Source organism: Pontibacter sp. H249, assembly GCF_037892465.1.
Lineage (GTDB): Bacteria > Bacteroidota > Bacteroidia > Cytophagales > Hymenobacteraceae > Pontibacter.
In genome coordinates this window covers 18,163-41,803 of record NZ_JBBKTR010000025.1, presented here as the reverse complement: position 1 = coordinate 41,803, position 23,641 = coordinate 18,163, and the positions used below count along the sequence as shown (strand labels likewise).

21 protein-coding genes are annotated in these 23,641 nt (G+C 47.1%); 9 read left to right on the top strand and 12 right to left on the bottom strand.

Going from position 1 to position 23,641, the window contains the following annotated elements:
* Positions 1–407 precede the first annotated feature (407 nt).
* Both WG943_RS20715 and WG943_RS20710 read left to right on the top strand, forming a co-directional pair.
* Positions 408–1,409, top strand: a complete 1,002-nt coding sequence (locus WG943_RS20715) for an endonuclease/exonuclease/phosphatase family protein (RefSeq protein ID WP_340411905.1) — start codon at positions 408–410, stop codon at positions 1,407–1,409.
* Between the two features lie 156 nt (positions 1,410–1,565).
* Positions 1,566–2,924 carry a M24 family metallopeptidase gene (locus WG943_RS20710; protein ID WP_340411904.1) on the top strand — a complete coding sequence of 453 codons (1,359 nt, stop codon included), beginning with the start codon at positions 1,566–1,568 and terminating at the stop codon, positions 2,922–2,924.
* Positions 2,925–3,095: 171 nt separating this feature from the next.
* Here WG943_RS20710 and WG943_RS20705 read toward each other — a convergent pair whose 3' ends face one another.
* Entirely contained in the window at positions 3,096–3,362 is a 267-nt protein-coding gene (locus WG943_RS20705; RefSeq protein WP_340411902.1) for a hypothetical protein, read from the bottom strand.
* 398 nt (positions 3,363–3,760) lie between these two features.
* Between WG943_RS20705 and WG943_RS20700 the strand changes: the two genes are divergently transcribed.
* Positions 3,761–4,117 (top strand): hypothetical protein, encoded by a 357-nt coding sequence (locus WG943_RS20700; RefSeq protein WP_340411900.1) that lies wholly within the window; start codon positions 3,761–3,763, stop codon positions 4,115–4,117.
* A 173-nt stretch (positions 4,118–4,290) separates the two neighbouring features.
* On the opposite strand, the gene WG943_RS20695 is transcribed toward WG943_RS20700, so the two are convergent.
* The 5 genes from WG943_RS20695 to WG943_RS20675 form a co-directional block, all read right to left on the bottom strand.
* On the bottom strand, positions 4,291–5,424 hold the full coding sequence (locus WG943_RS20695) for a DmpA family aminopeptidase (RefSeq protein ID WP_340411899.1): 1,134 nt from the start codon (positions 5,422–5,424) through the stop codon (positions 4,291–4,293).
* Positions 5,425–5,702: 278 nt separating this feature from the next.
* Positions 5,703–6,038, bottom strand: coding sequence for a hypothetical protein (locus tag WG943_RS20690; protein ID WP_340411897.1), 336 nt, complete (start codon positions 6,036–6,038; stop codon positions 5,703–5,705).
* Positions 6,039–6,203: 165 nt separating this feature from the next.
* Positions 6,204–8,438 carry a cation:proton antiporter gene (locus WG943_RS20685; protein ID WP_340411896.1) on the bottom strand — a complete coding sequence of 745 codons (2,235 nt, stop codon included), beginning with the start codon at positions 8,436–8,438 and terminating at the stop codon, positions 6,204–6,206.
* A gap of 385 nt (positions 8,439–8,823) precedes the next feature.
* Positions 8,824–9,204 carry a hypothetical protein gene (locus tag WG943_RS20680; RefSeq protein ID WP_340411895.1) on the bottom strand — a complete coding sequence of 127 codons (381 nt, stop codon included), beginning with the start codon at positions 9,202–9,204 and terminating at the stop codon, positions 8,824–8,826.
* Between the two features lie 118 nt (positions 9,205–9,322).
* Positions 9,323–9,688: a hypothetical protein gene (locus WG943_RS20675; protein ID WP_340411893.1), complete on the bottom strand. Its 366-nt coding sequence runs from the start codon at positions 9,686–9,688 to the stop codon at positions 9,323–9,325.
* Between the two features lie 215 nt (positions 9,689–9,903).
* Between WG943_RS20675 and WG943_RS20670 the strand changes: the two genes are divergently transcribed.
* The 5 genes from WG943_RS20670 (at position 9,904) to WG943_RS20650 (ending at position 15,675) form a co-directional block, all read left to right on the top strand.
* A complete protein-coding gene (locus tag WG943_RS20670) occupies positions 9,904–10,413 on the top strand; it encodes a DUF2721 domain-containing protein (protein WP_340411891.1) in 510 nt (169 codons plus the stop codon).
* Between the two features lie 227 nt (positions 10,414–10,640).
* The gene (locus WG943_RS20665) at positions 10,641–13,367 is read left to right on the top strand and encodes a T9SS type A sorting domain-containing protein (RefSeq protein WP_340411890.1); all 2,727 of its coding nucleotides are present in this window, start codon (positions 10,641–10,643) and stop codon (positions 13,365–13,367) included.
* A gap of 172 nt (positions 13,368–13,539) precedes the next feature.
* Positions 13,540–14,688, top strand: coding sequence for a putative sensor domain DACNV-containing protein (locus tag WG943_RS20660; RefSeq protein WP_340411889.1), 1,149 nt, complete (start codon positions 13,540–13,542; stop codon positions 14,686–14,688).
* A gap of 72 nt (positions 14,689–14,760) precedes the next feature.
* Positions 14,761–15,291, top strand: a complete 531-nt coding sequence (locus WG943_RS20655; protein WP_340411887.1) for a GreA/GreB family elongation factor — start codon at positions 14,761–14,763, stop codon at positions 15,289–15,291.
* A 204-nt stretch (positions 15,292–15,495) separates the two neighbouring features.
* A complete protein-coding gene (locus WG943_RS20650; protein ID WP_340411885.1) occupies positions 15,496–15,675 on the top strand; it encodes a hypothetical protein in 180 nt (59 codons plus the stop codon).
* Positions 15,676–15,728: 53 nt separating this feature from the next.
* Here the strand turns inward: WG943_RS20650 and hemA are convergent, their stop codons facing one another.
* From hemA to WG943_RS20625, 5 genes are all read right to left on the bottom strand, one after another.
* On the bottom strand, positions 15,729–17,021 hold the full coding sequence (gene hemA / locus WG943_RS20645; protein WP_340411883.1) for a glutamyl-tRNA reductase: 1,293 nt from the start codon (positions 17,019–17,021) through the stop codon (positions 15,729–15,731).
* Between the two features lie 484 nt (positions 17,022–17,505).
* Positions 17,506–18,570, bottom strand: a complete 1,065-nt coding sequence (locus tag WG943_RS20640) for a response regulator (protein ID WP_340411881.1) — start codon at positions 18,568–18,570, stop codon at positions 17,506–17,508.
* A gap of 71 nt (positions 18,571–18,641) precedes the next feature.
* A complete protein-coding gene (locus WG943_RS20635; protein ID WP_340411879.1) occupies positions 18,642–19,877 on the bottom strand; it encodes a hybrid sensor histidine kinase/response regulator in 1,236 nt (411 codons plus the stop codon).
* 13 nt (positions 19,878–19,890) lie between these two features.
* Complete coding sequence (locus WG943_RS20630; RefSeq protein WP_340411877.1) at positions 19,891–20,340, bottom strand: response regulator; 450 nt, start codon at positions 20,338–20,340, stop codon at positions 19,891–19,893.
* 4 nt (positions 20,341–20,344) lie between these two features.
* The gene (locus WG943_RS20625) at positions 20,345–21,889 is read right to left on the bottom strand and encodes a PAS domain S-box protein (RefSeq protein ID WP_340411876.1); all 1,545 of its coding nucleotides are present in this window, start codon (positions 21,887–21,889) and stop codon (positions 20,345–20,347) included.
* Between the two features lie 224 nt (positions 21,890–22,113).
* On the opposite strand from WG943_RS20625, the gene WG943_RS20620 reads away from it, so the two are divergent.
* On the top strand, positions 22,114–22,593 hold the full coding sequence (locus WG943_RS20620) for a universal stress protein (protein WP_340411874.1): 480 nt from the start codon (positions 22,114–22,116) through the stop codon (positions 22,591–22,593).
* Between the two features lie 121 nt (positions 22,594–22,714).
* Here WG943_RS20620 and WG943_RS20615 read toward each other — a convergent pair whose 3' ends face one another.
* Positions 22,715–23,635 carry a universal stress protein gene (locus WG943_RS20615; protein ID WP_340411873.1) on the bottom strand — a complete coding sequence of 307 codons (921 nt, stop codon included), beginning with the start codon at positions 23,633–23,635 and terminating at the stop codon, positions 22,715–22,717.
* Positions 23,636–23,641: the final 6 nt, after the last annotated feature.

Genomic DNA, 23,641 nt, shown 5'->3' with positions numbered 1-23,641 from the left:
CGAAACGAACCAGGTTAGTAGAACTACTAAGATTATTTGAACAGGCGCTCTGGAGATTTGGTAAAAAGTTGACGCTGGTTAAAGAGTTACGGTACCTGTTCTGTCGTTTGGATCTTCGGGAGAAATCTGATATAGTATAGTTTCAGATTATTCACAGCTACGCTGGCTCTTTTCAACACACGGCCCAAGTATAGTTGGAAAGGCAAATTACCCGTGCACGATTCGGACAGGTTGCGACCTGTGCCTACGAGTATTAATTTTCTGCTATACTTTCTCCTTGAATTTTGCTAAACTGCAACAGCAAAACCATACTTGAATACGAAAGCAAACCATGCCTTAACACATACCAGCCCCTGTTCCTCTCAAACCGCAACTTTAACCTGACTGCCACTGTACAAAAGTGTACTATGAAAACTGCAAAGAAGGCTACCTTCTACCTTGCCATACTTTTAGGTACGCTGCTAATACTGGCAACGCTGCTCTCCCTGCTCTACGACCTGCCCTACTGGTACATTAAAGCACTTGATTTCCCGAGGGAGCAAATGTTAGTGGGTTTACTCCTTTGCCTGATCCTGTTCTTGCCCGTAAATAACAAGTGGCGTTTTTCGGCTGTGGCTTTTGTAGTTGGTTTAGTAAGCGCTATTGCAATTCAATCTACCTTTATCCTGCCCTATACTTCTTTAGCCGATAAAACTGTTGCATCGGCCAAGCCCTCGGCGCAACAGGCAGATCGTACCTTTAGCTTGCTGATAGCCAACGTCTGGATGGAAAACCGGCAGGCAGACCAGTTTCTGCAACTAGTACAGCAATCAGACCCTGACCTGGTGTTGGCCATGGAGACAGATCAGTGGTGGGCAGACCAACTCAGCCCGCTCCGGCAGAAGTATGCGCATGTGGTTTCTTACCCGCTGGATAATACCTACGGCATGGTGCTATACTCCAAACTCCCCCTGAACAAAACCCAAATCATGTTCCTGAAGCATAAAACGGTACCCTCCATTCATACGAATGTAGTATTGCCAAACGGAGAAGAGTTTATACTGCACGCCATGCACCCGGTGCCTCCCAAGCCCAGCGAATATCCCGATAATGTAGGCGAAGAAGAAGTAGCGCTGCTGAAGGTAGGCAAAATGGTTAGCAAAGCTGATAAACCCTCCGTGGCAGCCGGCGATTTTAACGATGTGGCCTGGTCGCGCACGTCGCGTATGTTCAACACAGAAAGCCGGCTTCGCGATGTACGGGTGGGTAGAGGTATATATAACTCCTTCGGGGCAAAGAACATCTTACTCCGCTATCCCCTTGACCATGTATATGTGTCGGAAGAGTTTCAGGTAGTCGAAATGGATCGTCTGCCTAAATTCGGCTCTGACCATTTCCCTATACTTGTAAAACTAACTTTAGCTGAGTAATCATACTTGCTAACTCAGTGCAGCCTTACTATCAGCACCTGGGAGATGCCGTTTATACTTTAATCTTCCAGATGAATTACTACTGATTTGCACTCACTTCTGGCACATGTCGGGTATATTTCTATCTTTGTTAAGATAAGCACCTACACTACACCCATGAAAAAATTTCTACTCCTTCTGCTGTTCCCCTTGCTCACATCCGGGTACACTTTCTCTCAACAAATACCAACTATACTGCCCCTGCGCGAAAGAGCAGCCATAGAAGATGCACTGTTGCAGGAACGATTAGAAAAGCTCCTCCCCGACCTGATGCGCCGCGAAGGCATTGATATGTGGGTGATTGTGGCACGGGAGTATAACGAAGATCCGGTGGCTAAAACCATGCTGCCCGCTACCTGGCTGGCCGCGCGCCGCCGTACCATTATGCTCTTCCACGATAAAGGCGCAGGAAAGGGAGTAGAAAAACTGGCTGTAGCGCGTTACGATATCGGAAACCTGATGAAAGGAGCCTGGGCACCGGAACAGGAGCCAAACCAATGGAAGCGGCTGGTGCAGCTGATTGCAGAACGCAATCCCAAGAAGATCGGCCTGAACTACTCCTCCACCTATGCCCACGCCGACGGCCTTACCAAAGCCGAGTACGATAGCCTGATGCACTACCTACCCGCAGCCCAGGAAAAAGCTGTAGTATCGGCAGAGCGCTTAGCCGTGGACTGGCTGCAAACACGCACAGACCGCGAATTGGAGATTTACGAGCAGATCAGCCGCATCGGGCACAGCATTATAGCAGAAGGTTTTTCGGAAAAGGTGATACAGCCGGGAATAACTACAACCGAGGATGTGATGTGGTGGTACCGTGAACGCATCGCCGACCTGAAGCTGAATGCCTGGTTTCACCCAACGGTAGATGTGCAGCGCGCCAACCCCGGAGCCGGCGATTCGCAGCGTTCTTTCTCACAGCGCCCCGGCGTGGAAGTGATTATGCCCGGTGACCTGCTGCACGTAGATTTGGGCGTTACTTACCTTGGCTTAAATACCGATGTGCAGCAACTGGCTTATGTACTGAAACCCGGCGAAGCAGAGGCACCGGTTTACCTGCAAAAAGCACTCGCCACCGGTAACCGCTTACAAGACATCCTAACCTCAAAATTTAAAGAAGGAAAGACCGGCAACCAGGTGCTGAAAGAGGCACTGGCGCAGGCACAGAAAGAGAAAATAGTGGCCAGCATTTACTCCCATCCTATCGGCTACCACGGCCACGGCGCCGGCCCGGCCATCGGTATGTGGGACATGCAGCAGGGCGTGCCCGGCACCGGCGATTACCCACTGCGCCACAATACCGCTTACGCCATAGAACTAAACGCCAAAGTAAACCTGCCGGAGTGGAATAACAAAGAGATTCGGGTGATGCTGGAGGAGCAGGCAGTGCTAACCCCAAACGGGGTTCGCTACATCGATGGCCGCCAGAAAGAGCTGCTACTGATACCACGTATTACTACCCATTTAAAGCAATAGCTCCAGCTGTTCTACCCACTTAATCGATAAGAGAGAAAATCCCCGCCTTAGATTAGTGAGAACGCGAGTTCGAAACTTACGAGCGCAGCTTTGAGGGGCTGGGGTGGTTGGACCAAGCAATGCTTAAACCAACAAGAACAACTGGCCTGGTGTGCTTAGCTTTAGCTGCCGTTATTTAGAAAGCTCTTCGATGATCCTGCGCTTTACACCGCGCTCTATTTCGCGCTCCACATTTATCGTATCAGCCGCACCAATTTTGGTAGCCAGCGAGTCGATACCGGTGTGTCGTTCAAGTTCTTTGTTGGCGGCCTGGTGCAGCGAATCAATGGCCATGTTAGCACCAGATTCAACGACATTGTAAAGGGTATTTTCCAGATTATTTTCTGTGGAGCAGGCTGTAGCACTCAAGGCTATGGCTACATAAAGCAACTTTTTCATTTTTTAAGCTATTGGTTAAGGCTAAGATAACACTATAACCTGCAGGAACCATACCAACTTGCATAAAAGGTTAAAGCAAGTAGTTTTTAATCACCCTAACCTTGAGGCAGTAACTTACAAATACTCCTTAATTAGAGACGTATGTGCTGCAGCAGATAAATAGCACCTAAAACACAGCTGCTGTTAGTGTTTAACCCCACTGGTTAGGCTTTCTGGTACGCATGGCAATACCTCCTATACCCATTCTCCCGGAAAAAATTATTTCCAACTCATCGGCTTAAATATAGAATTGGCCTAATATTTGCCGTTTCTTCTGTGGCTAAAGTATACTTCTTGCATACTAAAAATCAAGAAACACCAGCGCCGAAGATTATCAACTAAACTTAAACTAAATATCTATGAAAAAGGCATTTACCTTGATGCTGCTGGCTTCCAGCCTCAGCTTTACTGCGCAGGCGCAGGAGCACCCTGTAACACAGGCACAGGTACAGAACTACCCTGAAGAATACCTGAATGTTGTAGTATACGGCAATACGCTCCGTAAAAAGCTTGAAGTGCAACTTGATGCCGGCGAAGGCGAAAGTCCTAAAAATTACATTAGAGATGCCGACGGGAAGAAGCGTGAATTTGCTTCTGTTGTAGCCGTGATGAACTACTTAAATACCCAAGGCTGGGAGTTTGTTGAGTATACTCCGGATTCTGATGGAAAGCATGATTACCGGCGCTTCCTGATGAAGCGGCATGTTGCCATGTAAAGCTAATGTAATACCAAAATGCAGCAGCTGTAGCTCCTTATCTGCTAGGCTGCTGCATTTTCTTATAGGTTATGGCACACACAGCACAACCAATGGCGCAGAACTTTTTATGCGACCTGCCCATACTACTACTCCAAAACACTATTAAACCAGAAATGCTATTTCAGGTGATCTTACTTCAGTGCGTTTTGTTTTTTCATGATCTTCAGCACTTTATTTAGGGGCAGTGCCTCTACTACGCGTTGCTCTTTACCCTTAGTGGTTTCTGCGGTAAACAGAGAGTTGATAATAGCCTCTTCCGTGGCTTCTATCACTGCCATAAACAGTGGCGACATTTCGTCGTTGCGAAGCAGGGTAACCGTTTCGGTTGTAGCTTCGGAAGTATAAGGTATGCGCAGTTCGGGGTGAGAAGTAAAGGCTATTACGTAATCGCCGCTGCCGTTAGACGCAATGCCACCTGTTCTGGCCAGTCCCATCATGGCACGTTTGGCCATTCGTTCCAGGTTACGGGCATCTACGGGAGCATCGGTGGCCACTACAATCATGCAGGAGCCATCGGCTTTTTCGGTTATCTGCTGCCTGAACAAGAATTGATTCAGCTCCTCTCCCACCGGCACGCCATCTACCTGCAGCACGCCACCAAAGTTACTCTGCACCAACACTCCCACCGTATAACCGCCCAGGCTTGCAGGCAGCTCCCTCGACGAGGTACCAATGCCACCCTTAAAACCAAAGCAAACCGTGCCTGTGCCTGCCCCTACGTTACCTTCTGCCACTGCTCCGGCCTTAGCCTGTTTTATAGCCTCCAGCACATGCTGCTCTTTTACATGCCTGCCCCTTATATCGTTCAGGTAGCCATCGTTTGTTTCGCCCACCACCGCGTTCACCGACTGTACCTGCTCGTTTCCGGGTTGCTGCAGCGTATAGTCTACTACCGCATTCATGGCAGTACCTACACCCAATGTGTTTGTAAGTATGATCGGAGTTTCGAGGTTGCCTAGTTCCTGTACCTGCGTAGTGCCGGCCAGTTTACCAAACCCGTTGCCCACATACACGGCAGCCGGTACTTTTTGCTGAAAGATGTTGCCCTCGTGCGTAAGTATGGCTGTTGCGCCTGTACGGATGTTCTCGCCCTGCACCAGTGTGGTGTGGCCCACCTTTACACCTTTTACATCGGTAATGGCGTTTAATTTACCGGTAGGCAGCACACCAATTTTTACGCCATAGTCTCTGGCCCGTTTCTGATTTTGCGCAGCTGCCTGTGTCAGGATTGTTCCCATCAGCATGCAAAGTATAACTAACCTCATACAGTATACCTTTTGGTTTTTATAAAAGTATAAGATTTTTCTGATGTTTGGCAACTTAAGTATGGATGGGTAGCTAGTAGATTTTTCTATATTCAAAAAATAATGCATCCTCCTAAAGCTGCTTCCACTGCTTTGCAAAATTGGAAGGACACTTGGTGGTAGTGGTCAGGAATAAGAAAGGATACTTCCGCAAGTATAAAGTATAAACCCTATGTATGAAAAAGCTGGCAAAATCAGGCTTTAGACCCGCTTTTGCCAGCTTTTTTAGAAGTTAACCTTTAACTGTGTTTATCTATATCTTTACCCATGTCGTGCACCTGCTTCATAAAATTCTCAACGGTTTCGTCTGAGTAGGTGCCATAGGCATCTGAAATGGTGCCTTTGTGCCCTGAGTTTGTTTCGATTACATAAAGTATGGCCATATCATCGGGGTTGCTCTCCCCCTCAAAACGATAGAAGTTAACGATGTTCACCTCCTCGGGCCCAAAATTGTCTTTGCCATTTATTGTACTCATACGGCCGTCATCAGTTATCGTGTAATCCTCGGTATAACCTTCCTGACGCAGCCTTTCCAGTACCTTGACCATTGAGGTCAGCTCAACTTTATCCTGCATAGTTTTATTTGTTTGTATTTAAACAGTATACGGGCAAGTGATAAAATGGGAGAAAAGCCGGGTTATGCTACTGCAGAAATAAGCCTGTATACTTCATCCTTTCCTGCTTTAAATTAAAAAGCCCTCCCCTAAAACAGAGGAGGGCTATAGCAGAATTATCTGCTCCTACATATACGCTGTTTCGCCTAGTTGGCTTAGTCGCCATGGCGAGCCTACGATCCAAACAATATCGCCTTCGGCAAAAGGAGTTTCTATATCAGGGTTCAGGATACGGGTGCCTTCGCGCTCTACCCCAACTACAAGCCCTTTCAGTTTTTCGCGTATGCCAGACTCCCGTATGGTTTTATGCAGCAGCGGCGAATCGGGTGTAATGATAATCTTCTGCAGGTCTACTTCCTCTCGTTGCTCTTCTGCTAGTGCAGCGGCATCCACGTTCTGTAAAAATTGGCCGAAACGCTCTAGCTGCTCATCGGTACCAAACACATACAGTCTGTCTCCGGGATAAACGCGCTCCTGCCGTGTAGGTGGCATAATAGTAGAGTTGCCGCGTTCTATAACTGCTACGTTTAACCCGAATCGCTCCCGCAGTTGCAGCTCCAATAAGGTTTTGCCCACTGCCGCAGCATCTGGCAACACTTCAAAGCTGGTCAGGTGTGCATCCCAGGGTACCAGATTACTGTGCGGCCGGTCTGCCTCACTTAACTCCCGGGCATTCAGGTTTGCCAGAAAACGGTCTTCGATGCGGATGTAAAAGCGCTGTATTCTTTTGTAGAACATACCGAATAAGGCCAGTAGCACCAAACCTACCACTACGGCTATACCTGTAGGCAGGAACTGGTTTAGCAGAAATCCGATAAGCAGAATGGCAATCACCACCCGGCTAAACTCCAATACTATAATCAGGCCACGGTAACGCTTTTGCGCCCAAATACGACCCTGCGCAGCCTTCTCCGGGTGATATACTGCCAAGGCCCACAGAAACGGAGCCATAAACGCAAAGGTGATCAATACTGTAACAATATCGCCCCAGGTGCCATTAGTAAGCACCTCCCTGATGATGGGATCCAGGAAGCGGGCCGATAAGAGCGCAATGGCAATGATAATTACGGAGTAGATAACCATGTTTCGGATGTAGGCCTGCAACACCAGTTTCCAGTCGCTGGCAGCACCAATGGTTTGGGCGCCACTGCTGTAAGTATCAAGCTTGTTCTTCCATTGTTCGGGCAGCATTCGCTCAATTGCCTGGTACAGGGGCTCTGCAAACCGGATCATGTAGGGTGTGGTGAAGGTAGTGATAGCAGAAACCGCTACTGCAATCGGATATAGAAAATCGCTGGTAACGTTCAGGGTTAAGCCCAGTGTGGCAATGATAAACGAAAACTCCCCGATCTGCGACACACTCATACCCGACTGAATGGAAGTCTTAAGTCCCTGCCCTGCCATTAAACCGCCTGCACTTATACTAAACAATTTACCTAGTATGGTGATGATGGTGATCAGGGCAATTGGTCCGGCATAGGCAATGATCATCGATGGATCGATCAGGATACCTACTGACACAAAGAAAATGGCTCCGAACAAATCTTTTACAGACGTAATCAGGTGCTCTATTTTCTCGGCTTTAGTGGTTTCGGCAAGTATAGAGCCCATAATAAAAGCGCCCAGTGCAGGCGAGAAACCTGCCTGCGCTGCCAGAATCACCATCAGCAGGCACAAGGCAATCGACACGATCAGGAGGGTTTCGTCGTTCATCAGCTTACTGGCCTTTTTCAGGAAAGTAGGAATCAGGAAAATACCACCCAAAAACCACAGCAGCAGGAAAAAGCCAAGCTTTAGCACAGACTCCAGCATTTCGCCGCCTGCAAATTGCTGGCTTACGGCCACTGTGGAAAGGAGCACCATTAACAGGATTGCCACCAGGTCTTCGACAATGAGCACACCAAACACTAACCCGGCAAAACGCTGCGACTTTACTCCCAGTTCATCAAAAGCCCGGATGATAATGGTCGTGGACGATATCGAAAGTATACCACCCAGGAAAATACTATCCATCGTGGACCAGCCCAGCAGTTTACCAGCCAGATAGCCCAGCAACAGCATGACGACCACCTCTACCAACGCCATAATAGAGGAGGCGCCACCTACCTTGGCCAGTTTCTTAAAGCTAAACTCCAGCCCCAGGCTAAAAAGCAGGAAAATAACGCCTATCTCTGCCCATATCTGAATGTTCTCAATCTCGAGGACAGTAGGGAAAAGTGCAAAATGCGGCCCTATCAGTAAGCCAGCTATAATGTAACCTAAAACTAGCGGTTGTTTTAATTTTTTGAAAAGCAGTGTTGTAATACCCGCTGCACCAAGCAGCAGTCCCAAATCGGTGACTAAGTGCGGTAAATGTGCCATTAGTATAGAGCGTAGTTTTTAGCGTGTTGATGAAATTGCCTCTAGCAATACAAAGATTACGAACGAAGCAGTAAGTATATAAAAGTACAAAATACAGGACCTTATTCTGGTTTTATTTCCTGTATACCAAAAAAGGCTCAGATTAGGTGAAAATATGCCCACCATAAATCCCAGCATCGAAAAAAACGAAACGATTAATGCGATATCTTCCATGTGTGTTTTGCTTAACAGAAAGTAGCAGCACGCAACTATAAGGCACTCCTGCATAATGGAATACCTGTACAGGTGCTGCCAAACTAAATACAAGAGGCCGCAGCTAATCAGGATCTCGTGTAACGTATACCTGAGCAGTTGCTGCAGCAAAAAAGGTAGTATGGAAGAAGTACTAGGGAGCGTTGGGAAAAAGTGAATACAGCAACAGTTCTGCCAGCTGTAAACTAACCGCTACTGCAAGCGTATGGTTGCCGGTATGAGTATTAACGTGTGGTGAAAGGCAGAAAAACTGCAGGAGTTGTAGTGCAGCAGGCCCAGCTTGCAAGTGTAAGTAAGAAGCATGTTGCGCATCCCAGGATACTGCCGATTCGGCTGCCGTTATACTTTGGTTATCTGCGACTGGTGCTGTTGCTTCTCCGCTGCCAGTGGTGCTGCCATTTACCAAAAACCTATAAACAGCCTCCTCTTGCCCAGGCGAGGTAACCGCCCACAACAACATTACCCACATAAGCGGGTACCGGAAAAAGCGCTTAAACAACTTAGGTAGTGGCATCAATACAAAAATAGCACCTCCCGCCGTACTTTGGAAATATGTTTGGCTTTTTAGTGAGGTAGCTACCTACTTAAACAATTGCAATTTTGTTAGGAGTGTTCTGGTACTGTATTTAGTTTTACCAGTTGTTGTGCATGTTGGTATTGTCTTCGCGCATCTTACTGCTTTCTTCAGTTTTGCTGGTTGCATTAGGGTAATGGCTTATACCAGAGCCGTTGTAGGATGTAATTGCTTGGCTCGTGCCAGGTTGATTATTTGCATTTTCACCAGTACTAGTTTTATAGCTTTTTTTGGTTTCGCTGGTAAACTGCTTTACCTTGCTGCCATTAATCTCACCAGTTCTTATCTGGCTTTCTGTTAACGTATACTTCCCAAAACCGGGCTCATACGCCTCGTTTGGTTTAAGTTGATAAAGATGGTTGGCTGGCTTGTTATACTTCGGCTGCTCCTCCCCCGCTACTTTCTTTTTATCGCTGTCGTACATGATGTTTAATGCATTGGTGTAACACTAGCATTTACGAAATATAAGTGTGCAGGATAAGACTATTATATGCTTTACCAGGCATAACCTAACCTGATAAGGCTTTTATTTGTTTAAGCTTAAAGTACCAGCCATTAAGTATGGAGATGAAAGCATTTACCGGTGCTTTTCCGAGAATTTGGCTGCTTATGATAACGAGTAAAGTATAAAATTTTGAGATGGTAACGCTAACTGTACTTTCTGCTATGATAACGCCTGTGGTGCTTATACTTGCCACAGGCCAGCTTATACTTACCACCTCACAACGCCTGGCCCGAAGCGTGGAGCGTGCACGAAAATTATCAGAACAGTTTGAGCAGTTGGTACAGCAGGAAGACCGTGAAAAGAACACCGAAAAACGCGAACTATTGTACCAGCTGCTGCTAAGGGCCGTTAACAGATCCCGGAAACTGCAACGCGCTATGAGCCTGCTTTACGTCTGCCTATCTGTGTTTGTGGCTACGAGTGTTTCTATTGGCATACTGGAGGCACTGGATATCCTGGTGTTTTGGGTACCTGTTGGGCTGGGGCTGCTTGGTGCAGGTGTCCTTTTTTATGCTACTATCCTGCTTATCGCCGAAACCAGGCTCGCTTTAGGCGCTATCGATAAGGAAATGAACTACTTGGTCCGGAACTATGCCGAAGAAATTGCACCAAAGTCTGCTGCAGAAGGCAAAAGCACCAGTTAATAGAATCACATAAAGCTATGAGTATCAACAAGTACTCCAAAATATAAATTATATAGTAACTGTATAATGCAACATGCTCCAGAAGTAGCAAGTATACTTTAAAAAATATACGCTCCGTCTTCGGCTTTACCTGCTGGGCCAAGTCTACTTACAGATCTTTAGCTCTCTCAGGTAAAACCGTTTATACTTGCTACAGACTTCAATTCTTTACCTTATGCCACCACTCTATGAAACAAACTTTACAAGGTATATTGCTTTTTGCAACAGAACGATGTTTTTGCGACCATACAACAAAACTTAAACCCTTACCATTTGGGCTTCTTTTCTTTTTTATACTTTTCGCCGGCAGTACAAACAGTTTTGCACAGTTCAGCCAGCAATGGGTAACACAGCCACTTTTAAGCGGCGCCGAACCATACGAAGATTTTAGTAGCCAGGCAGTAGACAATCAGCAAAACCTGATCACAGCTACCTACAACGGCACTTTCCGGACCGATACACGAATTGCTCTTTTTAAACATAACCCTAACGGGCAAAAACTCTGGAGCGCCACTTACAATGATGGTACCTCTATCTGGGACACTCCTATTGACATTAAACTGGATAAAGCCGGAAATATTTACCTGCTCGGTTGGAGCCAGCTAAGTAACGAAGGTGAGTCCGGCATAGCCTTTATTGCCAAGTACTCGGCAACAGGGCAGAAACTTTGGTCCCAGGCTGCAGGCAGTAGCAGAATTAACGAACATGCGTTCACGGTTTCGGAAAGCGGAGAAGTATATGTAATCCAGACTGTTCAGGAGACAGTAGGTACTGCTTCGCAGATCAGAAAATTAAATGCAAACGGCAACACCGCCTGGACAGCTAACTTTATTGGCACCGATGGTATAGGAGGCAACCCATCTGCCCTCGAACTGGATGGAAAAGGGAACCTGCTGGTAGGAGGATCAGTTGCGGATTTTGTGTCAGGATCAGGGTATGTTCACTTCGCACGCCTTGTAAAGTATAATGTACAGTCTGGAGCCAAAACTTTTACAGGGCAATATAGTGCAGCAGGCGCTCAGCACGATATAGATTATAAAACCATGCAGCAGGTACTTATTGCCCCTTCCGGAAATATTTACTTTGTATCACAGCAAAGCAGCATTTACGTGTACCAGGTTATACTTTATAAATTATCTGAGGCTGGCGATTTAAGCTGGATGAAAGCCGTTGGTAATACCGATGAATCTACCCACATAAAGGCAGTGCTAAGTGCGGAAGAGCAAGTAACGCTGCTTTGCCGGGAGTTCAAGTACAGAGATGTTTGGGATTACTTCTTGACTGCTTTCAATTCGCAGGGCGATCGCCAATATTACCATACTTACAACGAGTACATCCCGCAGACAGCTAACATCAGGCGTGTGGTGCCGCGAAGTATAGGTTTATCGGCTAACGGAAGTGTAGCTTTGGTGGGTTACAGAGATTATATACAGAAGCCTCCCACCTGGTTCATGGACCCAACAATTATAGAACCTCCCCGCGAAACGATCATTGTATACAATACTATTGGTGAGGAAACCTGGAAAGAGACAAGCGGAGACGATGCTGAAGCCCGCTCTAATAGCCTGGCATTGGACTTTATAACAGCCAATAGTTTTTATATATCCAGCAGGTTAGTAGAAAACAGTGAGCTTGTAGCTGCACGTTACACCAGTTGCGGCAACTTTACTGTTAGTGCAGGTCTGAACCAGAGTATTTGCCAAGGCGGCGAAGTGCAGCTTTCGGCAACAGCGGCAGGTGCTACCACTTTTTCATGGTCGCCGGCAACTGGTTTGTCTAGCGCAACTATAGCCAACCCGATAGCCTCTCCTGCTCAAACAACTACTTACACTGTAACAGCCACTAATGCCGATGGCTGCACGGCTACGGCACAAGTTACGGTTACTGTAAATCCATTGCCTGCTGCAAGCATAACAGCTGAAGGTGCTACTACCATTTGCCAGGGCGGAAGTGTAATGCTGAATGCAAATACAGGATCTGGCATAACAGGTTACCAGTGGTTCCGTAACGGAGCAGAAATAAACGGGGCTACAGGAAGCAGCTACTCAGCAGGTGCATCCGGCGCTTATACCGTGCGTACATCCAGCGGCACATGTACAAAGACATCCTCCCCTATCGAAATTTCGGTAACGCCTGCTATCGCCAATAATATCATCTTACAGAACCAAAATATCTGCACCGGTACAAGTGCACAGGCAATTATAGGAGAAACACCAACCGGAAGCAACGGCACGTATACATATCAATGGCAACGCAGCACTAACGGAACCGATTTCAGTAACATAGCCAATGCAACCGGTAAAAATTACGAGCCAGGTGTCTTGCAGTCAACAACCTGGTTTAGGAGAAGTATAGTTTCCGGAGCTTGTGCATCCATGAGCCAGCCTGTTAAGATAACGCTTAGCGCCTTGCCAACCGTAACGCTCAATGCCTTTGCCGAAACCTGCCTGACAAATGCAGCTTTCGCTCTTACAGGCGGGGCTCCTGCCGGAGGCACTTACTCGGGTAAAGGTGTAAGCAATGGAATATTTAACCCATCTGTTGCCGGTGCAGGAACACATACTATCACCTACACTTATACTTCTCCGGAAGGTTGCCAGGCCAGCGCGGCCCAGACCATTGTGGTAGCCAGTTGCTCCGTTACAAGTATAGACGAGGATGAGCTAAAACAGCCGGTTAGTGTTTACCCAAATCCGACAACCGGTAATCTATACATCGAAATGGAAATGCCATCGAAGTCTGCTATTGAGGTTCGTGTAACTGATGTAAGCGGACGCGTTATCTATAGCAAAGCCTATCAGCAACAGCTTAAACTAGAGGAAACCCTGCAACTGGAGAAACAGCCAAGAGGTGTGTATCTGCTACAGATCACCACATCTGAAGGAGTGATCCAGCGCCGAATCGTGTTACAATAAGTATAAACAAAGTATAAACCAGATGCGCAGCCATAGTATAAAATGTACTATGGCTGCGCCTGTTTGGCGTAAAGTATAAAATGCTGCCTTAGCCCATCCTGAAAAGAATTCGTAAGGATAGTAACGAACAAGGGAGAGGCCTGTTTAACCCCAAGGCTAAACACAGCACGATATGCAATCGCTTTTTACAACCACATACCAGGCAGCACAAGCAATAGCAGGCACTATAGAGGATCACTTTGCCAGAATGCTTCAGCTGGAGATGGAAAAGCAGGCAACAGACCTGGCGCCGGAACCAGTTGCAGACCATATTGAGCTTCTACTTGATACTGCTTTCTGGGTAAGTTTACGCCATGAAGAGGGTTTGTCGCCCCGCATATCGTTAGCCTACATCTCCCCCGAACATGTGCCACACCCACTGCTCTTCGAAAAGCGGATGCCTCTTAGTTCGGCCTCTCTTACTAAAATATCCCCCGGTGTTGAGCGTCCGGGCATCCATCTTGGGGTATGGCACGAAAATAATGAGCTCTATATCTGGGGAACCACCAGCACGATACCCAGTCTGTGCATGGTAGTAGATGTCTCGGAGCCGGGTTTGCTGGTAGTTAAGCACCGCCGCACAGATGGCTTTGGAAAATTTGCGAATGTTGCCGTACTAAAAGGCGACGAAGTAAAAATAGTAGATGAGCAAGCGGCGCATATCCCCGACTGTCCTTCTGTTGTTACATCGCTGCTAAAGTTTAACGGTACCTACAACTGGGACAACAGCTACAATATACTGGTGCAGCTGGCGGTATCGATGCGGGCACATAAGCGAGGCGGCATACTTGTGGTAACTCCTTCTGAGTCTGATACCTGGACATACTCTATGGTTCAGCCATTGGCCTATGCTGTGCAACCTGCTTTTTCTGTACTGGCAGACTTAGTGCGCGAGGCCGAAAAAGAGGAAAATAGGTTAAGTGTGCAGGATGCGATCCGGAGAGAGGTTGATTTAATTGCCGGGCTTACTGCTATCGATGGCGCGACTATAATCAATGATAAGTATGAATTGCTCGCTTTTGGGGCTAAAATTGGCCGCTTACAGGGTAATGAATCTGTGCACCAGATAGTGCTGACAGAACCTGTAGTAGGTGGCGTGGCTAAAACTGTACATCCGTCACTTAATGGAGGCACGCGCCACCTGGCTGCAGCACAGTTTGTGCACGACCAGCGGGAGGCCATTGCCTTGGTAGCCTCACAGGATGGCCGCTTCACCATTTTTTCGTGGTCTGTGTGCGAGGAAGTTGTGCAGGCGCACCGCATAGATATCTTGCTATTGTAGGCATAAGGAACAACTGTTGTTGGCAAAGGCAGCACAGATAACCTCCAGCGTTTATACAACGTTTCTGGCAATATGAGCAGAGCATTTGTAAAAGAAGATGATGCGGGTCAGGCCCCAATTATTCCACCACGAGCCGCCTTACCTCCCGGAGTAGCCAATTACGTTACACCACCTGGGCTGGAGCAGCTACGCACCGAACTTAGCGAACTGGAAGCAGAAAGAGCCAGAGCCGAAGCAAACCGCGAAGATGAGGCAGAGCGAAGTCGCCAGCTGGTTATACTTAATGGCCGCATCAGCGCCCTTACCAGCAGAATATCCAGCGCCAAAGTTATAGACCCCAAAGAGCAACCTGCAGATGAAGTACGGTTTAGTGCTACCGTTACCCTACGCACTATTAGCGGCGGCAAGAAAGGTTTCAGGCGCAGGTTTACCATAGTGGGTGTTGATGAAGCCTCTGTAGAAAAAGGCCTGATCGCTTTTGTGGCGCCTATCGCTAAGGCAGTGCAGGGTTTGAAAAAAGGAGAGCAAACAAACCTGCCTATGGGCCGCGGCGAAGAAGTAATTGAGGTTGAGGAGATCACCTATGACCACGGGAAAGAATAGCGCCTTTGCCTACTGTAAAGTATAATATCTGTTAAGGCTGGTGCTTATTTGTAGGGACAGGTCGCGACCCAATGTCGGCAACTTAAGCTTTTTTGTCATCTCGACGATAGGAGAGATCTTTCTAGAATTCCTTCTGCAATAATTTTAAATAGATTTCTACAGCTACGCTGGCTCTCATCGGCTCACGCCTCAAGAGTATTCGAAATGACAGCTTTTTATCAAGTTGACGGCATTGAGTCGCGACCTGTCCGGACGATGGCCGATGCTATACTTAACACTTCTCAATTACCAGTCAACACACCCCTGCCCCTCTCAAGAGGGGAATCTGCAAAGTATACTTTTTCTGCTTGTGCAGAAAGCCTTTACAAACTGGCATCAATGTAAGCCACAAGTTATGCTTCGCTAAACTTTCGGCATGATGTATACTTTGCAACAGCCTATCTGTTCGGGCAGGTTTCCTTTTCCAGGTTGAAGAGGGCAGTCAGGCTTTCGCTTAGCTCCGACACATTACCGCGCTGGCAAGCTGCTTTTAGTTCTATGGCCGGCAACTTTACAATTTTGTTCAGCATACTTTGCGTGATCGCCTCCACCAGCTGGGCCTCTTCTGCACTTAGCTTTTTAAGGTAACGGGCAATCTCCTGCTGCCTGATCTGCTCCAGGTGGCTTTTAAATTGCTGGATAACCGGAGTAAAGGCATTTTCGTTGGCCCAAACCTGAAACTCCGATACAGAATCCGCAATGATCTGCTCCACAGCCGGAATGGAAGCCAGGCGAAGTTCCAGTGCCTCTGAAGTGCGGTTCCTAATTTCATCAATGTTATAAACAGAAACACCCGGTATATTCTCCAGTGTTACGTCTATACTTCTTGGCATAGACAGGTCGAGGAACAGCTTTGGTTTACCAACGTTAGAGAATTGGCCAAGCTTGTCTCCAGAGATAAAGAAGCAATTGCCGGGAACGCTGCTGATCACTACATCTGCCTTCTCAATCTCATCCCAAACGTTTTCCCAATAAGCTGTGGTGGCACCTACTCTTTGGGCAAGTTCAACTGCTTTATGGTGCGTTCTGTTTACAATGGTCAGGTGGTTGATGCGCGACTTCTGAAAGTTAAGGCATACATCACGGCCAATGTCACCTACACCGATCAGCAACACACGCGGTTCTTCGACATTTCTTGTAAGCTCTTCCACCATCTCCACAGTAGCATACGACACAGAGGCAGCGCCATCGCGGAAGTTCGTGTTGTTAACGGCAAGTTTGTTTGCGTTGAAAACAGTGTGCAGTAAACGATGCATGAACGGTCCAACCGCATCAGCTTCAATCGCCCATTGGTAAGCGTTTTTCACCTGGTTCATGATCTGCATATCGCCCACTACCTGCGACTCCAGCCCGAGCGCTACCCGGAAAAGGTGCGTCATGGCGGCTTCGTGGTCTGTTATACTTTCAAAGTATGGCAGAATCTTCTTGGTAGCGATAAAGCCTTTCTCCAGGGCGATCAGCTTTACAAGTTCGTTAGCGTACTCCTCATCCGCAGTATAGTATACTTCGGTGCGGTTGCAGGTAGATAATACCATTGCCTCCGTACAATTAGTAAACTCCTTTACCTTATCCAGGAGGTTGCGGCAGCCGATCTCGTTTAGCGAAACAGCCTCACGAACTGCAATTGGTGCGTTTTTATAGGATAACGTAAGTACTTTGAACTTGCCTTGCATCATGTTTCTCGTTTTCAACAGGACAAATTTCAGCAAAACCAAAGGTTAAAAAGATGACTTTTATCACATAACAGGATGATCTTAAGCAGGAGAAGCGAGTGAGTTTGGAGAGTTTTAGAGATCACACTTCTTGTTTTATTGCTACCGTGGGCCAACCACCCCTGCCCCTCCTTAACCAAGGAGGGGAGTCCTGTTGTTACTTTAGCTTAAGTATAAGTTTAATAGCAGCGGCCATTGGCGAACAAGTCGCGATCTATACTTTGGGTATAAGGTTTAAACTCGCCTTAACTAAGATTCTACAGGATGACAAAATGAGATGGCTTGTGCTGCTATGATGTCAGATGAATCAGTAGTAGCAGGCTCCCCTCCTTGGTTAAGGAGGGGCAGGGGTGGTTGGCCCACGGTAGCAATAAAACAACAACAGCCGGCTCACAAGAACCAGCTGCCATTTCAAATCCTAAAAAATCAATCAAATCAATCTAATCCACATTAATCTGTGGTCCTAGTTGCGCATTCTTCTTAGCTTTTCGCTATTGATGATGGTGATCTTGCTACCCTGGCTTTTGATCAGGTTTTCTTCTTTAAAATCAGCTAAAGTACGGATAACTGTTTCTTTGGAAGCACCAACTATACTTGCCAAGTCTTCGCGGGAGATGGACACCTGTGTTTCTTTGTGATCCAGATTGCCGGCATACTGTTTCTCTACGAACAGCAGCGCTTCGGCCACTCTTTTTCTTACGGAGTTATACGCCAGTTTAAGCAAGCGTTCTTCCCTGTCAGCCAGGTTATCAGATAAGATCTTAATGAACTGATTTGCCACCAAACGGTTGTTGTGCAGCAGCAGGAAGAAGTCCTCTTTAGAGATAACATAAATTTCAGAATCCTCCATTACCACAGCCGATTCACGGTAAGCTTTATCTTCAATCAGGTCGAGGTAGCCGATAAAGTCGCCAGCTTTGTAGAGGTTGGTGATGTACTCGCGGCCCTCTTCGTTGGACTTGTAGGTTTTAACTTTTCCCTTGTTCAAAAAGTATAATGCGTTCGGATAGTTACCCTCTAAAAACAGTGTCTGCTTCTTTTTAAAGTGCTGCAGTTTCTGCTTATCAGAGGTTAGTTTCTCGAGGTTCTCCTGCCCTTTTGCCTCCTGTAAAAAATCATTCAGGCCTTCGGCATTTTTCTGGAAACCCAACTTCAGGTTCTCACTTTTCCTTAAGCGCATCTCCACGGCATCCAACAACTCCAGGTCGTCGAACGGCTTGATCAGGTAATCGTCGGCACCCAGGTTCATGCCTTTTCTAAAGTCCTCTTTCTCTGATTTAGCCGTAAGAAAAATGAAAGGTATACTGGCTGTGCTGGTGTTGCCGCTAAGCATGCGTAGTACGCCATAGCCATCCAACTGAGGCATCATGATATCACAGATGATCAGGTCGGGCAGCTCACGCTTAGCCAGGTCCACGCCCACTTTACCGTTTTCGGCCTCCAGTATTTCGTAGTTTGCCAGCGTCAGAATTTCGGCAATGTTTTCTCGGATTTCATGGTTGTCCTCGATCAGCAGTATCTTTTTCATCTAAGTATGATTTGGTTTCAGAAGACGGCAGGTTATGCTTCTCCGTCTTGTTATACTTTTAAAGTATGAATTTAGCTTTGTTCCTGTGCCTGGGGTAACGATACAAAAAAGGTAGTGCCCTCGTCAAGCTCACTTTGGTAATCCATTTCGCCTCCCATTATATCCACGTAGCGCTTTACGATGTTTAGCCCCAGGCCGGTACCTTGAATGTTGGTTACATTCTGTGCCCTGAAAAACGGCGTAAACAAATGTGTTTTATCAGCTTCGGGTATACCAATGCCCTGGTCCTGCACCACGATCTTAATAGTATCGGCTTTGATTTCGGTTGTAAAATTAACCTCTTTGTGCTCGCCAGAATACTTACTTGCATTTGACAGCAAGTTAAACAAGATATTCTTTAGCAACTGCCTGTCCAATATAGCAGTTGTGTCACTGCCCAGGTGTCGGTAGTTTATCTTTTGCCCCAGTTTCAAAACTCCCTGTGCCTCGTCTGCTACCTGTTCTGCAAAAGCCTTCAGATCAAACGTAGTCGGCACGTTGTAAATCTTCCCCTCCTCAATGCGGCTGATAGAAAGGAAGTCATTTAAAATGCTGGTTAGGTTACTTACCGCCGACTTTATCCTTTCCACGTGCTTCATACGCTTGTCGTCCTCTTCGGTGGTTTTATACTTTGCGATAAGCGATACCGAAGACAGCACCGTACTTAATGGCGTACGAAACTCATGGGAAGCAATCGTCACAAACCTCGACTTTAACTCGTGCAGTTCTTTCTCTTTTTGTAAGGCTTTACGCACCTCCTGCTCTGCTTCGTAAAGACTAAGGTTGGTTTGCTCCAGCTTTTTAATAGCCGTGCCCAGCTCCTGCGTGCGTTCTTTTACACGCTGCTCCAATTCAGAATTAAGGCGCTGGATAACGGCAAGGCTTTTGGCGTGCTCTATACTATAGCGTATGGATCGCTCCAGCTCGTTAGGCCTGATGGTGCCTTTTACAAGATAGTCCATCGCACCGGCACGCATCGCTTTTTCGTCGGTTTCGCGATCGCTCTGGCCGGTTAAAAGTATAAAAGGTGCTGCATAACTATGCTTCAACGCTTCTTTTATCAGCTCCAGGCCATCATGTGCGCCAAGGCGGAAGTCTACCAGGTAAATATCGTGCTTCCGTTCTGCAATAATATCCAACGCCTCGTTAAAAGAGCCGGTCCAGTCCAGCACATAGTTACGGCCAGGTATATCGTCAATTATATCCCGGGTGATGATAAAATCATCCTCATCGTCGTCTACCAGCAGTATGCGGGTTCTATCAGGCATGCTTTATACTTTGCTATAGTTTAGGCAATTCAACAATCTCAAACCAGTACTTGCTCAGGGTTTTCATTACATCCACCAGCGAGGTAAACGTTACCGGTTTGGTGATAAAAGAGCTTACGCCCAGGTCGTATGTTCTTAAGATGTCTTCCTCTGCCTTAGAAGTTGTTAGCACCACTACCGGAATAAGCTTAAGGCGGTCATCTGATTTTATCTCTTTTAAAGCCTCGCGTCCGTCCTTCTTGGGCATGTTCAGGTCCAGAAGTATGAGCCCCGGCGTCGGATACTCATTAAGGTCAGCGTACTTGCCGCGGTGGTGCAGGTAGTCCATCAGTTCCTCCCCATTCTCTACAAAGTTGATGCTGTTTTTAAGACGGCTTTCTTCCAACGCGTCTTTCACCAGCATCCGATCTTCTGCATCGTCGTCGGCAATAAGAATCACAATCGTATTTTTTTTAGTTGACATAAGGTTATTCCTCCGGATGTGTTAATGCAAGTGTAATGATAAAGCGCGTGCCTATACCCGGCTGGCTTTGCGCAGTAATATCGCCGCCGTGGCGTATGGCTATTTTACGGCAAACAGCCAGACCAATGCCCGATCCCTCATACTTCTGCCCTTCCAGGCGTTGAAATATATTAAAGATACGGTCAAGGTATTTTTCATCAAAGCCAATGCCGTTATCCTCCACGTAGATCTCGGTTACCTCGTCGCCGGGTGTGGCGGTAAGGTGGGCCTGGCGCTGCAGGTTTTTTGCATAGATATTTATGATCGGGCTTTCGTTTTCTTTGCGAAACTTAATCGCATTGCTCAGCAGGTTCTGGAACAGCTGCCGTATTTGAGTAGGCTCGGCTTCTATCTCGGGCAACGGAGAACGTATGATCTGTGTGTTGGTCTGTTCTATTGTCACCTCCAGATCTGAGATCACCTCTGTCAGAATATCATCCAGTTTCACCTTCACAAATGGCTTCGATTTGGTAGTAACCCTGGAGAAGCCCAGCAGGTCGTTTATAAGGTTTTGCATACGAGATGCCGCATTCAGCATACGGTCTACGTAGTCCTTACCTTGCTCACTCAGGTTGTCGTATTCCTTTGTCAGAAGCCTGTCGCCGAAGGCCTGTATTTTGCGCAGCGGCTCCTGCAAATCATGCGACGACACATAGGCAAAATCCTGTAGTTCGCGGTTGCTTCGCTCCAACTCAGCGGCATAGCGGCGCAGGCGTTCTTCTGTCAGTTTTTGTTTGGTGATGTCGTGCACAAAGCCGGTGTATACTTTGCGATCGCCGAGCTGCACTTCGCTTATACTTAAGTAAAACGGAAAAATGGTGCCGTCCTTCCGCATGCCTGTCACCTCTCTGCCAATACCTATAATACGCTTTTCGCCGGTAACGTGGTAGTGGTGCATGTAACTGTCGTGCAGGCTGCTGTCCGGCTCCGGCATCAGCATGTTTATACTCTGACCCAGCAACTCCTCGGCATTATAGCCAAACTGCTTTGCTGCTGCAGGGTTTACCATTTCGATGATGCCCCGCTTGTTGATCGTAATGATTCCGTCTACAGCACCCTGAATAATAGAATTGATCTTGTTTTCGCTTTCGCGCAGGGCAGCTTCGGCTTTTTTAAGCTCTGTAATGTCGTGCACGATGCCCGTGAAGATCTGTTTGTCTTTCAGGTTTACCTCGCTTATACTTAGCAGAAAAGGAAAAACGGTACCGTCTTTTTTCTTTCCCAGCACTTCACGGCCTATCCCGATTATCTTGCCTTCGCCGGTGCGGTGGTAGTTTTCGATGTACTGGTCGTGCAGGCTGTGGTCAGGCTCCGGCATCAGCATCTTTACGTTATTACCGATAACCTCCTCTGGTGCATAACCGAAGATTCGCGCGGCAGCCGGGTTTACGGTTTCTATGATGCCTTTATTATCAATGGTGATGATGCCGTCGATGGCTGTGTCGATGATGGCCTTTAGCCTGGTGCTGTTGTCGAGACTCTGGTTGTATTTATCTGTTGGTTCTTCCAAGGATCGAATTGTTTTTCTAAAAATAGCTACTTCGGCAAAAAATTACTACAGAACTGGCAGATAATGTTGCTTTATGACAAATATCACCTGCGCAGCTGCCAATCGTCATCACATTACCCTGTTGGCTCTGCTAATTTTACGTCATTGATTACCCTGCTATACCAGTACATTTGCCTCTTTATCGGTTCTGTAGTGTTGGAAATTGGCGAAAAAAGGAATAAAGCATGAAAAACATACTTGTTTCGATAGACTTCTCATCGTGTGCCCGGATGGTTGCACTATGCACAGCAGAGCTGGCACAGGCTGCCGGGGCAAGGCTTATACTTTTTCATGTATACCAGGCTGAGGCAGCAGAAACCGAAGGCGAAACAGATACCAATAGTGAGCGTTTTGTACAGGAGCAACTAGACAAACTGGCCCGTAAACTACACCAGAAAACAGGTGTTTCCATTACCCGCCTCATGAAGCCCGCCTCTGTAACAAATGAAGCCTTGGAAGTAGCCAAACTTGTGAAAGCTGATATTGCCGTAGTATGTGATCACTCGCTGCAAAGCAAGGACATTATACTTTACAACTATCACAACCTGCCTGTCATTACAGCTGCTACAGCTTTCACGCTGGATACTGATAACTTTAAGAGACAACTTTCTACGCAGTTAAACTCCCTGGGCTGCTCCCCTGCTCCTTTGCTAGAGGCAATTTAAATCACAAAGTATACCTGGCTCCTGTAGAGCCTCAGCTTCAAAAGTATAGAACTCGAGCTGCATTTAACCCACCCCTAACCCCTCCTCGGAGGGGTTAGGGGTGGGTTCATCTCTACAAGTGTTAATTTACTATCGTTAACGACGCTCCGGCTATACTTTGCTGTTCAGTTTTTTTGCTCTGGCAGTTGGTGCATTGCCCTGAGCATGGCTTTTTCTTTAGCTGCCTGAAGGTAAGTATAGGGAAGCGTGTATGGTAAGCCATCGTTTTAATATAGTTGCTGCTGAACAGGCGCTTAAGCAAATAGCTGTCCTGGGTGGCAAGTATAAGCATACTGGCGGCAGATATCTCGGCATAGTCGCTTATCCCTTCCAGCACATCCTCTTCTTCCAGGAAATTAAAGCTCACATTTTTCCCTTGTAGTTTAGCTTGCAGCGCCTGCATGGCAGCTTTATAAGTGCTCAGCTGACTGCGCTCTGCTTTAGAATAGATCTGTACCAGCGTTAGTTTTGCATCCGCCTGTTCTGCAAAGTCAACTATCTGCTTCAGTACATGGTCTTCCTGGTCGGTAAAGTCGGTGGCAAATACGAGGTTCTCCAGTTTTTTGTATGTAACAGAGCAGGGCATTACCATAACCGGGCAGTTTACAAGCTCCATAATAGCGGCAGCGTTGTTCGGGTCGTTCTCCTCTTCTTCCTGATGCAAAACACAGGTTTCCATCAGCACCATATCCACTTTATAGTCGAACACAATGCTGGCGATGCAATCACGCAGGTAGCCAGGGCGCACGACACACTCGTATGGCACCTGCTTTGCACTTGGCTTCTGCTCCTCGCTTAGAATGCGCTCTCCAAAAGTTCTTAACTGGTGGATGTTGCGGCTCTGCTGCGTAAAGGTAAGGTCTTTGGTCTGGCTGGTATACAGCAGCAACAGCTCTGCGCCCAGTTTGTCGGCAAGGTGCCAGGCATAACGCAGCAGCTTCTTGCTTGCTTTGTCTAACTGCACAGGCACCAGCACACGTTTGATATTCTTATTCTTACACATGGTTTA

Bases quoted from the DNA above. Each gene is read 5' to 3' on its own strand.
- WG943_RS20680 (WP_340411895.1), bottom strand. From the start codon at position 9,204: ATGCCACTACCTAAGTTGTTTAAGCGCTTTTTCCGGTACCCGCTTATG.
- WG943_RS20655 (WP_340411887.1), top strand. From the start codon at position 14,761: ATGAGCAGAGCATTTGTAAAAGAAGATGATGCGGGTCAGGCCCCAATT.
- WG943_RS20620 (WP_340411874.1), top strand. From the start codon at position 22,114: ATGAAAAACATACTTGTTTCGATAGACTTCTCATCGTGTGCCCGGATG.
- WG943_RS20640 (WP_340411881.1), bottom strand. From the start codon at position 18,570: ATGAAAAAGATACTGCTGATCGAGGACAACCATGAAATCCGAGAAAAC.
- WG943_RS20705 (WP_340411902.1), bottom strand. From the start codon at position 3,362: ATGAAAAAGTTGCTTTATGTAGCCATAGCCTTGAGTGCTACAGCCTGC.
- WG943_RS20615 (WP_340411873.1), bottom strand. From the start codon at position 23,635: ATGTGTAAGAATAAGAATATCAAACGTGTGCTGGTGCCTGTGCAGTTA.
- WG943_RS20690 (WP_340411897.1), bottom strand. From the start codon at position 6,038: ATGCAGGATAAAGTTGAGCTGACCTCAATGGTCAAGGTACTGGAAAGG.
- WG943_RS20635 (WP_340411879.1), bottom strand. From the start codon at position 19,877: ATGCCTGATAGAACCCGCATACTGCTGGTAGACGACGATGAGGATGAT.
- WG943_RS20685 (WP_340411896.1), bottom strand. From the start codon at position 8,438: ATGGCACATTTACCGCACTTAGTCACCGATTTGGGACTGCTGCTTGGT.
- WG943_RS20650 (WP_340411885.1), top strand. From the start codon at position 15,496: ATGACAGCTTTTTATCAAGTTGACGGCATTGAGTCGCGACCTGTCCGG.
- WG943_RS20700 (WP_340411900.1), top strand. From the start codon at position 3,761: ATGAAAAAGGCATTTACCTTGATGCTGCTGGCTTCCAGCCTCAGCTTT.
- WG943_RS20665 (WP_340411890.1), top strand. From the start codon at position 10,641: ATGAAACAAACTTTACAAGGTATATTGCTTTTTGCAACAGAACGATGT.
- WG943_RS20715 (WP_340411905.1), top strand. From the start codon at position 408: ATGAAAACTGCAAAGAAGGCTACCTTCTACCTTGCCATACTTTTAGGT.
- WG943_RS20670 (WP_340411891.1), top strand. From the start codon at position 9,904: ATGGTAACGCTAACTGTACTTTCTGCTATGATAACGCCTGTGGTGCTT.
- WG943_RS20710 (WP_340411904.1), top strand. From the start codon at position 1,566: ATGAAAAAATTTCTACTCCTTCTGCTGTTCCCCTTGCTCACATCCGGG.
- WG943_RS20660 (WP_340411889.1), top strand. From the start codon at position 13,540: ATGCAATCGCTTTTTACAACCACATACCAGGCAGCACAAGCAATAGCA.
- WG943_RS20675 (WP_340411893.1), bottom strand. From the start codon at position 9,688: ATGTACGACAGCGATAAAAAGAAAGTAGCGGGGGAGGAGCAGCCGAAG.
- WG943_RS20695 (WP_340411899.1), bottom strand. From the start codon at position 5,424: ATGAGGTTAGTTATACTTTGCATGCTGATGGGAACAATCCTGACACAG.
- WG943_RS20630 (WP_340411877.1), bottom strand. From the start codon at position 20,340: ATGTCAACTAAAAAAAATACGATTGTGATTCTTATTGCCGACGACGAT.